Raw genomic sequence first — 11,852 nt, forward strand, 5'->3', positions numbered from 1 at the left:
AGATATCTTGATGTCGAGCAATGTTGCAGACGTGGAGCGGAGCACCCGGTGACTGACTCGACCATCATCTATACACATACCGACGAGGCCCCGGCCCTGGCGACGTATTCGTTCCTGCCGGTGATCCAGGCGTACGCCTCGACGGCCGGTGTGACCGTGGAGAGCCGTGACATCTCTCTCGCGGGGCGGATCATCGCCAGTTTCCCCGATCGTCTTGACGAGAGCCGACGGGTCGAGGACGCGCTCGCCGAGCTCGGCGAGCTGGCCAGGACGCCCGGCGCGAACATCATCAAGCTGCCGAACATCTCGGCGTCCATTCCCCAGCTGAAGGCCGCCATCGCGGAGCTGCAGAAGCTGGGCTACGCGCTGCCGGACTACCCGGACGACCCGCAGACCGAGGAGGACAAGGACGTCCGCGCCCGGTACGACAAGGTCAAGGGCAGCGCCGTCAACCCGGTGCTGCGCGAGGGCAACTCGGACCGCCGCGCCCCGGCATCGGTGAAGAAGTACGCCAAGGCGCACCCGCACCGGATGGGCGCCTGGTCGTCCGACTCGAAGACGAACGTCGCCCACATGGACGCCGACGACTTCCGCTCCACCGAGAAGTCCGCCGTCATCGGCGAGGACGGCTCGCTCCGTATCGAGCTGGCCGGGGACGACGGCACCACCACCGTCCTGCGCGAGTCGGTACCCGTGCTGGCCGGCGAGGTCGTCGACGCCTCGGTGATGCGCGTGGCCGCGCTCCGTGAGTTCTTCACGGCGCAGATCGCCCGCGCCAAGGCCGAGGGCGTGCTCTTCTCGGTGCACCTGAAGGCCACCATGATGAAGGTCTCCGACCCGATCATCTTCGGCCACGTGGTGCGTGCCTTCTTCCCGAAGACGTTCGCCGAGCACGGTGCGGCACTGGCCGCCGCCGGGCTGACCCCGAACGACGGACTCGGCGGCATCCTCAAGGGCCTGGAGGCGCTGCCCGAGGGCGCGAAGATCAAGGAGTCCTTCGAGGCCGAGCTGGCCGAGGGACCGTCCCTGGCGATGGTCGACTCCGACCGCGGCATCACCAACCTGCACGTGCCGAGCGATGTCATCGTCGACGCGTCCATGCCGGCCATGATCCGCACCTCCGGCCACATGTGGGGCCCGGACGGCGGCGAGGCCGACACCCTGGCGACCATCCCGGACAGCAGCTACGCCGGGATCTACCAGGTAGTCATCGACGACTGCCGCGCCAACGGCGCCTATGACCCGTCAACGATGGGCTCCGTCCCCAACGTCGGTCTGATGGCGCAGAAGGCCGAGGAGTACGGCAGTCACGACAAGACCTTCGAGATCCCGGTCACCGGCACGGTGCGGGTCCTCGACGGTCAGGGCAACGCCGTACTGGAGCACGCCGTCAGCGCCGGCGACATCTGGCGCATGTGCCAGACCAAGGACCTGCCGATCCAGGACTGGGTCAAGCTCGCGGTGACCCGCGCCCGCGCGACCGGCACCCCGGCCGTGTTCTGGCTCGACGAGGGACGCGCGCACGACGCCGCCCTGATCGCGAAGGTCAAGGCGTACCTCCCCGAGCACGACACCGACGGTCTGCAGATCGAGATCATGACGCCGGCGGACGCCATCGCGTTCTCCCTGGAGCGCATCCGCCGCGGCGAGGACACGATCTCCGTCACCGGCAACGTGCTGCGCGACTACCTGACCGACCTGTTCCCGATCCTTGAGCTGGGCACGAGCGCGAAGATGCTCTCCGTCGTCCCGCTCATGAACGGCGGCGGCCTGTTCGAGACGGGCGCCGGCGGTTCCGCGCCGAAGCACGTCCAGCAGCTCGTCAAGGAGAACTACCTGCGCTGGGACAGCCTGGGTGAGTTCCTCGCGCTGGCGGTCAGCTTCGAGCACCTCGCGCAGACCACGGGCAACGCACGCGCCCAGGTCCTCGCGGACACGCTCGACCGCGCGACCGGCACGTTCCTCAACGAGGACAAGTCGCCGAGCCGCAAGCTCGGTGGCATCGACAACCGCGGCAGCCACTTCTACCTGGCGCTCTACTGGGCTCAGGAGCTCGCCGCGCAGACCGACGACGCACAGCTCGCCGGGGCGTTCTCGGCGCTCGCCAAGACGCTCGGTGAGCAGGAGCAGACCATCGTCGGCGAGCTGATCGCGGTCCAGGGTTCCCCGGCCGACATCGGCAGCTACTACCAGCCCGACCGGGAGAAGGCCTCGGCCGTCATGCGCCCGTCGGCGACCTTCAACCAGGCCATCGCGACGCTCGGCTGACGTCCGGCAGTCCGGCCGCCCCAGGGGCGGCCGGCCGCCCTCCCGCACCCTGGCCGCCCCGGCCGGCATCCCGCCGGCCGGGGCGGCCGCGTTGCGCGCGGGGTCCGCCGGGGCACGGGCCCCGGCCCGGTCCGGAGCGACGCCGGATGCCGGGGACCGACTTGCGTGGTTCCATGAGAGATGCCAGTGCTTGATGCTCCCGCCGTATCCGTTGAGCGGACGCAACGGCGTTGCTCATCAGGCTGATCCCACGACTTTCAGGGCGGCGTGCGGCTGTCCGGCCGGACCGGTGCGAGCCGGCCGCCCTCATGGACACGCGCCGTGAATCCGCCCCGCGTACCCCCGGGCGCGCGGGCCGGCGGTCCTGAAAGGAGATGCGGTATGTCCACAGCCATTCTCACCGTGTTCAGACACCTCATACGGCTGGTGACAGGCTCGGTCAGGGCCGTCGGCAGCTACGTCGCACAGCGCTTCGGGACCCAGCGGGCGCCGGCGGAGCACGCCCGGCATCCCCGCCCCGCCGATCTGCTGGCCGGCCGGGTGGAGCAGGCCGAGTACCAGGCGGACCAGGAACGGCTGGCGCTCGCCGACGCCTCCGCCCACCCCCTCCACGTACCCCCGCTGCCGAGACGGTGACCCGTCCCGCAGACCCCACGGGCCGGGAGCAGCAGAGCAGTCCGGAGCACGGCAGCGGCACCGTCATCCGAGCCGCCGGGCTCACCAAGGCATACCGCAAGTCGGCCACGCCCGCGGTGGACGGAATCGATCTGAGGGTGTGCCAGGGCGAGATCTTCGGACTGCTCGGGCCCAACGGGGCGGGCAAGACCACCACCGTCGGCATGCTGACCGCCCGGGTGGTGCCGACCGCGGGGTCGGCGTACATCGGCGACATCGACGTGGTCGCGGAACCGACGCTGGCCAAGCAGCTCATTGCCGTCGTCAGCCAGCAGAACACGCTGGACCGCTCGCTGACGGTGTGGGAGAACCTGTACTTCCACGGTCTCCTGTTCGGCATCCCGCGCCGGGAGTCGCGCCGTACCGCCGACGCGCTCCTCGAACAGTTCCATCTGTCCCGCTGGGGCAAGGCGTCGGTGTTCGCCCTGTCCGGCGGGATGGCGCAGCGCCTGATGGTGGCGCGCGCGATCTTCCACCGTCCCGCCGTCCTGTTCCTGGACGAGCCGACGGCCGGGCTCGACCCGCAGGGCAGGCTGGCCCTCTGGGAGGCGCTGGACGGGCTGATCGCCGACGGCCAGACGATTCTGCTCACCACACACAACATGGACGAGGCCGACCACCTCTGCGACAGGGTGGCGATCATCGACCACGGCCGGATCCTCGCCCTGGACACGCCCGCGGCCCTCAAGCAGGGCCTCGGCGCCGACGCCGTGGTCACGGTCGCCACCAGCGGCAGCCAGGAGGGCCTGGCGGCCCGGCTCAACAGCGACATCCACGGCGTCGTCCGCACCCGGCTCGTCGACGGAGCCGTCGAGCTCCAGGTCAAGGGCGCCGAACGGCTGCTGCCGCGAGTCGTCACGAGTGCGGAGGCGGGCGGATTCGAACTGGTCGACCTCTCGATCGCCGAGAGCACCCTGGAAACGGTGTTCATCAGCCTGACCGGACAGGAGCTGAGGGACTGATGGCTGCCTCAAGTGCCTTCCCGCCGGGGGACGTTCCGTCCGCGAGCGGGTCCGGGCGCCCCATCGGCGTACGGCCCGCCCGGTCGGCCGCGGCCTCCAGCCGATCCGCGCTGAGCGCCCTGATCCAGCGGGACCTGACCGTCCTGATGAAGAGCTTCGGCGAGTTCGCGGGCCGGACCGTCATGCAGCCGTTCCTGCTGGTCTTCGTGTTCCTGTACGTGTTCCCGCTCATCGGCCAGGGCATCGGCTCGGGCGGCGGAGCCAGGGGGGAGTCGGCGTTCGCCACCGTGCTGGTCCCGGGGGTGGTGTCCATCGCGATCATGTTCCAGGGCATCCAGTCGGTCGCCATCCAGATGTCCCAGGAGTTCGGCTTCACCCGCGAGATCGAGGACCGGGTGCAGGCCCCGTGCCCGATCTGGCTGGTGGCGGCGGCGAGAGTGCTGTCCGGGTCCGCCCAGGGGCTGATCTCGGCGGTCATCGTGCTGCCCATCGCGGCCGTAGTGCACGCCCCCGGGGTGCACCCCCAGCTCAGCATCCACTGGTGGATCGTGGCCACCCTGATCCCGCTGTCCTGTCTCACGATGACCTCACTCGGACTGCTCCTGGGCACCACGTTCGAGCCGAGGAACATCGGCGTGATGTTCGGCTTCGTCGTGCTGCCGCTCGTCTTCCTCGGCGGCACGTACTACCAGTGGACCAAGCTGGGTTCCGTACAGGTGGGCGGGTTCCACTGGCTCCAGGTGCTGGTACTGGTCAACCCCCTGATCTACATGAGCGAGGGGATGCGGGCCGGCTTCACGGACCTGTCCCACATGCACCTGTACATCGTCTATCCGGTGCTCGCCGGATTCTGTGCGCTCTTCCTCACCCTCGGGCTGCGCAACTTCCGCCGCCGCGTGCTGTCCTGACCGTGCGGCTGCGCGCCCGAATTGGTCCAGACCCCTCCTGCTACCGTCTGCCGGAGCCCGGCCACGCACGGACCGGGCGCCGACGGAGAAGGGGAGCACGGTGGTCACCACAGGTGCCGGGCGGGCGTTCATCGGGTCGTTCACATCGGCGGGGGGACCGGGGCTCGTCGCCGCATCGGTGGACGCGGCGGGGGCGCTGACCGTGCTGGGCGCGGCGGACACCCTGCCGAATCCCTCATTCCTCGCCCCGGCCCCCGGCGGCTCGGTCCTGTACGCCGTCTCCGAGACCGGCGAGGGCGCGGCGGCGGCCTTCGACATCACCGGAGCGCGGCCCCGGCTGATCGGTGCGCCGGTCGCCGTGGGCGGCGCCGACCCCACCCACCTCGTACGCACCGGCGGGCACGTCGTCACGGCCAACTACAGCTCGGGAAGCGTCAGCGTGCTGCCCGTCCGCGCCGAGGACGGCGGACTGGACGCGCCCGTCTGCGTACTGCGGCACGAGGGCCGGGGACCGGACCCGGCCCGCCAGGAGGGCCCGCACGCCCACCAGGTGAAGCAGGACCCCACGGGGCGCTGGTTGCTGAGTGTCGACCTGGGGACCGACTCCGTACGGGTCTGCGCGCTGGACGGCGTCACGGGCGCGCTGACGGTGCACGGGGAGACCGCGCTGCGGCCCGGCAGCGGGCCCCGCCACCTGGCGTTCCATCCGGCGGGGACGCATGTCTACGTCCTGAATGAGCTGGAGCCCACGCTCACGGTCTGCCGGTGGGACGCCGGGGAGGGCACGCTGGAGCCGGTCGGCAGGACCGCGCTGCTGCCCGGGGGCACAGCGGGGGAGAGCTACGGCTCAGGGGTGGCCGTCGCACCTGACGGGCGCTTCGTCTGGGCGGCGAACCGGGGGCAGGACAGCATCTCGGTCCTCGCCATCGACGAGAGCCGGGAGAAGCCCGTCCTGACCACCACGGTGGGCTGCGGCGGCCGGTGGCCGCGCGACCTCGTGGTGGACCCCGGTGGCAGGCGGCTGTACGCGGCCAATGAGCACTCGGGGGACGTCAGCTGGTTCGACATCGACCCGCGTACGGGGGTTCCCAGCCGCTCCGGCTCCGTGAAGGTGGCCGCCGCCTCGTGCGTGGTGTTCGCCTGACCGCTCGGCCTCCCGGGACAGCGGGGGCCGCAGGCCAGCAGGACGTACGGAGGGTCCGCACCGGCATCCTGTGCTGCCCCGGTGCGGACCCACTCCCGTACGTGACCGTGGTCGTTCCGCAGGTCAGCCGACCGGGGCTCCCTGGGACGGCTGCTGCGGGGTGATGCCCAGCGCGGTCGTGTACTTCGAGAGGACCAGCTTGCCGACCGCCGGGTAGGCGCCGAGCGGCTCGGCGGCGGCGCAGTCCGCCTCCTCGGCGGCCCCGGCCAGCAGCTCCGCGCTGACCTCGGGCCCGATCAGGTAGGGCGCGAGCGCCAGGTGGGCCGCCCCCGAACCGCGCAGCTGCTCCGCGATGGCGGAGACCGAACCGTCCACATCGAGTGCGGCGGCCATCACCGGCACGGCCAGCCGCGCGGCCAGCAGCATTCCGGTGATCCCGGCGGCCTGCACGGCCTCGTCGCCGCCGACCGTCGCCAGGATGATGCCGTCGGCCGCGGTGGCGACCGTGAACAGCCTGGCCCGGTCGGCGCGGGAGAGACCCGCCTCCGAGAGGCGCACGTGCAGACCCTCCGCGAGCAGCGGGTGCGGTCCCAGCACCTCGGTCAGTTCGGCGGCGGTGGTGCTGTCCATCACGGCCTGCCGTATCCGCCGCTCGGTGGCCACGTCGGGGCCCGCCAGCAGGGGCACCACGACGGCGGTGGCGCCCGTCGGCTCGGCCACCTCACGTCCGGCGGCCCTCGCCTGCTCATAGCGCGCCACACGCTCGGCCGCCGTGCGGGAAAGGATCGTGTCAAGGGCGGGGAACTCGTCGTCGGCGCCATCGAGGTAACCGATACGGGCATCCAGGCCGGGCAGCTCGGAGCGGGCGATGGAAATAACCTCTTCCGCCAGGCCGCGGACAGCGGCGGAAGGTGTGCCGGGAACGGCGAGAACCAGCGCGGGCGCGCCCTCAGGAGCCACCGCGGGTTCCGGGCGGCGGTGCCGTCCGGTCTGGCGAGGTCGCGGCATTCGTACAGGCAGGCCGGATGCGGGCCCATTGGGGGAGCTCATGGCGCCGCATGCTACTGGCTTTGCAGGCCGGGCCGTTCGGGGAGGGTGCGTTCGCGCGGCGTCTGTCCTCATTTATCCGTTGCGTCTGGGCCTCATCGCGTATCCTGTTCCGTCACCACACGCAAGAGCTGTGGATGCGGTGGCAGCCGGAGACTCTCCGTGGCGAGCGCGGAGGCGATCAGTACCGCTCCCACCAGCGGATCCCCGGCCGCCGGCACAGGTCTGGCGTACGGCAGAAGGGCGGCGAACTCCTCGCGCGCGGGGGTGAGCAGCGGGTCCCCCATCTTGAACAGACCACCCGTGAGGGCTACTTCACAGCGCGGGCGTGACCCCGACGACTCTGCTGGCGCTGACGATCCCGGCGACTCCGGCGGGCAGACGGCGGCGGCGGCTTCGGCGATCTGCCGGGCCGCCTCCCGCAGAATCGCGGCCGCCACGGGGTCGCTCGCCGCGCACCGGGCCACCTCCGGGGCGAACGAGGCGAGCACCGCGGGCCGGTCCGAACGCGGGTAGAGGGCGCCCGGCAGGCCGGCCGCCGGTCCGAAAACCGCCTCCAGCCGCTCCAGCAGCGCGGCCGAACCACCTCGCCGTCCGTCGTACGCGCGCAACCCGGCCTCCAGGCCGGCCCGGCCGATCCAGGCCCCGCCGCCGCAGTCGCCCAGCAGATGCCCCCAGCCGTCAGCCCGGCGCCACCGGGTGAGGTCGGTGCCCAGCGCGATCATCCCGGTACCCGCAGCGACGACCGCTCCGGGCCGCTGGCCCAGAGCTCCCGCGTACGCCGTCACCGCGTCCGCGGCGAGCGCCAGCCGTCGTACACCGAGCGAGCGCTCCAGCGCCGCGGGCAGCTCGGCGCGCAGATCGTCCCCGAGCGTCGCCATCCCGGCGGCGCCGATCGCCACCGCCGACACCCCGGCACCGCCTGCGTGCCCGAGCAGTTCCCCCGCCATCGGCAGCAGCTGCTCCAGCAGATGGGCCGCCTCGATACCGCGGGGTCCGGTGCGCACCGGAACCCGGGAGACCACGGACTCGGAGACCAGGGACACGGAGGCTTGGGTTCCAGAGGCTGTGGACCCGGAGGCCGCGGATTCGGTGAGCGCCGGATTCGCCGCATCGGCGAGCGCTACCCGTAGGCCGGAGCCGCCGGAGTCCACCCCCAGCACCCACGTCACGGCAGCCGCCAGTCCACGGGCTGGGCACCCTGGCGCACCAGCAGGCCGTTGGTCCGGCTGAAGGGGCGCGAACCGAAGAAGCCGCGATCCGCCGACATGGGGGAAGGGTGGGACGACTCGACCGCCGGGAGGTTCCCCAGCAGGGGACGGAGATTACGGGCGTCGCGGCCCCACAACACCGAGACCAGCGGCTTTCCCCGCGCGGCCAGGGCCCGGATGGCCTGCTCGGTCACTTCCTCCCAGCCCTTTCCGCGGTGTGCCGCCGGTTTGCGCGGGGCCGTGGTCAGTGCCCTGTTGAGCAGCAGGACGCCCTGCTCCGCCCAGGGCGTCAGATCACCGTTGGACGGGCGGGGCATGCCCAGGTCCGCGTGCATCTCACGGAAGATGTTGTCGAGGCTGCCGGGCACCGGACGCACCTCCGGCGCCACCGAGAAGCTCAGCCCGACGGCGTGCCCCGGCGTCGGATACGGATCCTGGCCGACGATCAGGACGCGTACCTCGTCGAACGGCTGCTGGAACGCACGCAGCACGTTCGCCCCGGACGGAAGATAGGTGCGTCCCGCGGCGATCTCGGCGCGCAGGAACTCGCCCATCGCCGTGATCCGTTCGGCTGCGGGAGCGAGCGCCCGCGCCCACCCCGCTTCGACAATTTCATTCAACGGTCGTGCTGCCACGGGGCGTCACTCTACTGGCACACGGCATCGGCGCCGTCCCGGGTGCGGTCAGGCGATCACCGCCGCCCGTACACAGAGCACATCGGGCAGGTGCGAGGCGAGCTGCTGCCAGCTGTCGCCGTCGTCCGCGCTCGCGTACACCTCGCCATTGCGGTTGCCGAAGTACACCCCTGCCGGGTCGGCGTCGTCCGTACGGAGCGCGTCGCGCAGCACTGTGCCGTAGTGAGCGCCCCCGGGCAGCCCGGCCGAGAGCGCCTCCCAGCTCGCTCCGGCGTCACTGGTGCGGTAGACACGGCACTTGCGGTCCGCCGGAACGCGGTCGGAGTCGGCCGTGATGGGGAAGACATAGGCGGTGCCTGGGCGGTGCGGGTGGGCGGCGACCGCGAAGCCGAAGGTGGAGGGCAGCCCCGCGCCGATGTCGGTCCAGGTGGTGCCCGCGTTGTCACTGCGGTACACGCCCCAGTGGTTCTGCAGATACAACCGGTCCGGGTCCCCGGCATCCTGTGCGATCTTGTGGACGCACTGCCCGAACTCCGGGTCGGGATCAGGCAGGAAGACCGCTGACACGCCTCTGTTGGACGGCTCCCAGGCCGAGCCGCCGTCGCGGGAGCGGAACACCCCGGCCGTGGAGACCGCGACGGTCACGGCGTCGGCGCTGCGACCGTCGGTGACCACTGTGTGCACCGCCTCGCCGCCTCCGCCCGGCACCCACTTCGACCGGGTCGGGTGCTCCCAGAGCGGCCGCACCAGCTCGAATGTCTCCCCCCGGTCCTCGGAGCGGAAGAGCGCGGCGGGCTCCGTGCCCGCGTAGACGACGTCCGGAGCAGCCGGCCCGGCCGGATGGAGCTGCCACACCCGCTCCAGCGAAGCGCCCGTGTCCTTGGGGAACTTCACCGCCGGTTTCCTCGCCTCGGTCCAGCTCATCCCGAGGTCGTCGGAGTGAAAAACCGACGGACCCCAGTGCGCGCTGTCCCCGCCGACGAGAAGTCTCGGGCGGGAGTGACGCGTGTCGATGGCGATCGAGTACACCGCCTGTGCGTTGAAGTGCGGGCCGTCGAACTGCCAGACCCCGCCGGATCTGCGGCCGATGAAGAGGCCTTTGCGCGTGCCCACTGTCAGGAGAACCTCGGTCATGGACGACACCTCTCGTACGTTTCCGGTACGCCGCCTGCACCAGCCACGTGGTGCAGCGGATGGATAACGGCCAGTCTGCCGCGCCCCACTGACAGTGACCCCCCGAGCATTCATCCGCCCAGTTCACACCGCGTTTCCCGGGGCCGTGGGCCGCGCCGGTACGCCGACGCCCGCGACCGCCGAAGCCCCGGGGGAGGAGCCCGCCGGGCGAGGAATCCGCCGGCCCACGAACCTGCCGGACGGCGAACCCGCCAGGCTCACCGCGTCCGCTGGACGCAGCGCTCGAAACACCCTGACTTTGCATGACCATGCGTTGTGGCGCATACTCTTTCCATGTCTAAGGTTCTTACCTCCCTGCCCACCGGCGAGCGCGTCGGCATCGCCTTCTCCGGTGGCCTCGACACCTCCGTCGCCGTTGCGTGGATGCGCGACAAGGGTGCCGTCCCGTGCACCTACACCGCCGACATCGGCCAGTACGACGAGCCCGACATCGCGTCGGTACCGGGCCGCGCGCTGGCGTACGGCGCCGAGATCGCGCGCCTGGTCGACTGCCGTGCGGCGCTGGTCGAGGAGGGACTGGCCGCGCTCACCTGCGGTGCGTTCCACATCCGGTCCGGCGGGCGCTCCTACTTCAACACGACGCCGCTGGGCCGCGCCGTCACCGGCACCCTGCTGGTCCGGGCGATGCTTGAGGACGACGTACAGATCTGGGGCGACGGATCGACGTTCAAGGGCAACGACATCGAGCGGTTCTACCGCTACGGTCTGCTCGCCAACCCGCACCTGCGCATCTACAAGCCGTGGCTCGACGCCGACTTCGTCACCGAACTCGGCGGCCGCAAGGAGATGTCGGAGTGGCTGGTCGCCCACGACCTCCCGTACCGCGACAGCACCGAGAAGGCCTACTCCACCGACGCCAACATCTGGGGCGCCACCCACGAGGCCAAGACCCTGGAGCACCTCGACACCGGCGTCGAGACCGTCGACCCCATCATGGGTGTCCGGTTCTGGGACGACGAGGTCCGGATCGCCGCCGAGGACGTGACGATCGGCTTCGACCAGGGCCGCCCGGTGACGATCAACGGCGCGAAGTTCGCCACCGCGGTCGACCTGGTGATGGAGGCGAACGCCATCGGCGGCCGCCACGGCATGGGCATGTCCGACCAGATCGAGAACCGGGTGATCGAGGCCAAGAGCCGCGGTATCTACGAGGCCCCGGGGATGGCGCTGCTGCACGCCGCGTACGAGCGGCTGGTCAACGCGATCCACAACGAGGACACCGTCGCGCAGTACCACAACGAGGGCCGGCGCCTCGGCCGCCTCATGTACGAGGGCCGCTGGCTCGACCCGCAGGCGCTGATGATCCGTGAGTCGCTGCAGCGCTGGGTGGGCGCCGCGGTCACCGGAGAGGTGACGCTGCGGCTGCGGCGCGGTGAGGACTACTCGGTCATGAACACCTCGGGCCCGGCGTTCAGTTACCACCCGGACAAGCTGTCCATGGAGCGGACGGAGGACTCGGCGTTCGGCCCGGTGGACCGGATCGGCCAGCTCACCATGCGCAACCTCGACATCGCCGACTCGCGCGCCAAGCTGGAGCAGTACGCGGATCTCGGCATCGTCGGCAACACGCACGAGACGCTCATCGGCGCCGCCCAGGCCGCGTCGACGGGGCTGATCGGCGCGATGCCGCAGGGCGGCGCCGAGGCCATCGCCTCCCGCGGCAAGGTGGACGGCGACGACCAGATGCTCGACCGCGCCGCGATGGAGTTCGGCACCGACTGACCGCCGGGCGGCGGCAGGACACCACTGGGAGAGCGACAACCGCTTCCGGTCTGTCCTGCCGCGTCCCCGGCCTCACGGGGCAGTAC

The 11,852-nt window shown here is 71.3% G+C and carries 10 protein-coding genes; 6 read left to right on the forward strand and 4 right to left on the reverse strand.

What is annotated here, in order from left to right; all coding sequences use genetic code 11:
* Window positions 1-48 precede the first annotated feature (48 nt).
* The 5 genes from OG452_RS32000 to OG452_RS32020 all read left to right on the forward strand — a co-directional run bounded on the left by OG452_RS32000 (window position 49) and on the right by OG452_RS32020 (window position 5,957).
* Window positions 49-2,268 (forward strand): NADP-dependent isocitrate dehydrogenase, encoded by a 2,220-nt coding sequence (locus OG452_RS32000; protein WP_327299030.1) that lies wholly within the window; start codon window positions 49-51, stop codon window positions 2,266-2,268.
* 381 nt (window positions 2,269-2,649) lie between these two features.
* Window positions 2,650-2,904, forward strand: coding sequence for a hypothetical protein (locus OG452_RS32005; RefSeq protein ID WP_327299031.1), 255 nt, complete (start codon window positions 2,650-2,652; stop codon window positions 2,902-2,904).
* Complete coding sequence (locus tag OG452_RS32010) at window positions 2,901-3,905, forward strand: ATP-binding cassette domain-containing protein (protein WP_327299032.1); 1,005 nt, start codon at window positions 2,901-2,903, stop codon at window positions 3,903-3,905. The genes OG452_RS32005 and OG452_RS32010 overlap by 4 nt, the downstream gene beginning before the upstream one ends.
* Complete coding sequence (locus OG452_RS32015; RefSeq protein WP_327299033.1) at window positions 3,905-4,813, forward strand: ABC transporter permease; 909 nt, start codon at window positions 3,905-3,907, stop codon at window positions 4,811-4,813. The genes OG452_RS32010 and OG452_RS32015 overlap by 1 nt, the downstream gene beginning before the upstream one ends.
* Before the next feature lie 100 nt (window positions 4,814-4,913).
* The gene (locus OG452_RS32020) at window positions 4,914-5,957 is read left to right on the forward strand and encodes a lactonase family protein (protein ID WP_327299034.1); all 1,044 of its coding nucleotides are present in this window, start codon (window positions 4,914-4,916) and stop codon (window positions 5,955-5,957) included.
* Between the two features lie 123 nt (window positions 5,958-6,080).
* Here the strand turns inward: OG452_RS32020 and OG452_RS32025 are convergent, their stop codons facing one another.
* From OG452_RS32025 to OG452_RS32040, 4 genes are all read right to left on the reverse strand, one after another.
* Window positions 6,081-7,007, reverse strand: coding sequence for a sirohydrochlorin chelatase (locus OG452_RS32025; RefSeq protein ID WP_327299035.1), 927 nt, complete (start codon window positions 7,005-7,007; stop codon window positions 6,081-6,083).
* Between the two features lie 92 nt (window positions 7,008-7,099).
* Window positions 7,100-8,188, reverse strand: a complete 1,089-nt coding sequence (locus tag OG452_RS32030) for an N-acetylglucosamine kinase (RefSeq protein ID WP_327299851.1) — start codon at window positions 8,186-8,188, stop codon at window positions 7,100-7,102.
* Window positions 8,173-8,850, reverse strand: a complete 678-nt coding sequence (locus OG452_RS32035; protein ID WP_327299036.1) for a uracil-DNA glycosylase — start codon at window positions 8,848-8,850, stop codon at window positions 8,173-8,175. The genes OG452_RS32030 and OG452_RS32035 overlap by 16 nt, the downstream gene beginning before the upstream one ends.
* Before the next feature lie 48 nt (window positions 8,851-8,898).
* Window positions 8,899-9,984 carry a WD40/YVTN/BNR-like repeat-containing protein gene (locus tag OG452_RS32040; protein ID WP_327299037.1) on the reverse strand — a complete coding sequence of 362 codons (1,086 nt, stop codon included), beginning with the start codon at window positions 9,982-9,984 and terminating at the stop codon, window positions 8,899-8,901.
* 333 nt (window positions 9,985-10,317) lie between these two features.
* Between OG452_RS32040 and argG the strand changes: the two genes are divergently transcribed.
* The gene (argG, locus tag OG452_RS32045) at window positions 10,318-11,766 is read left to right on the forward strand and encodes an argininosuccinate synthase (RefSeq protein WP_327299038.1); all 1,449 of its coding nucleotides are present in this window, start codon (window positions 10,318-10,320) and stop codon (window positions 11,764-11,766) included.
* Window positions 11,767-11,852: the final 86 nt, after the last annotated feature.

Source organism: Streptomyces sp. NBC_01197, from assembly GCF_036010505.1.
Lineage (GTDB): Bacteria > Actinomycetota > Actinomycetes > Streptomycetales > Streptomycetaceae > Streptomyces.

What these genes read in the sequence shown, in the direction of transcription:
- OG452_RS32005 (WP_327299031.1), top strand. Translation starts at nt 2,650, where the DNA reads ATGTCCACAGCCATTCTCACCGTGTTCAGACACCTCATACGGCTGGTG.
- OG452_RS32025 (WP_327299035.1), bottom strand. Translation starts at nt 7,007, where the DNA reads ATGAGCTCCCCCAATGGGCCCGCATCCGGCCTGCCTGTACGAATGCCG.
- OG452_RS32040 (WP_327299037.1), bottom strand. Translation starts at nt 9,984, where the DNA reads ATGACCGAGGTTCTCCTGACAGTGGGCACGCGCAAAGGCCTCTTCATC.
- OG452_RS32015 (WP_327299033.1), top strand. Translation starts at nt 3,905, where the DNA reads ATGGCTGCCTCAAGTGCCTTCCCGCCGGGGGACGTTCCGTCCGCGAGC.
- argG (WP_327299038.1), top strand. Translation starts at nt 10,318, where the DNA reads ATGTCTAAGGTTCTTACCTCCCTGCCCACCGGCGAGCGCGTCGGCATC.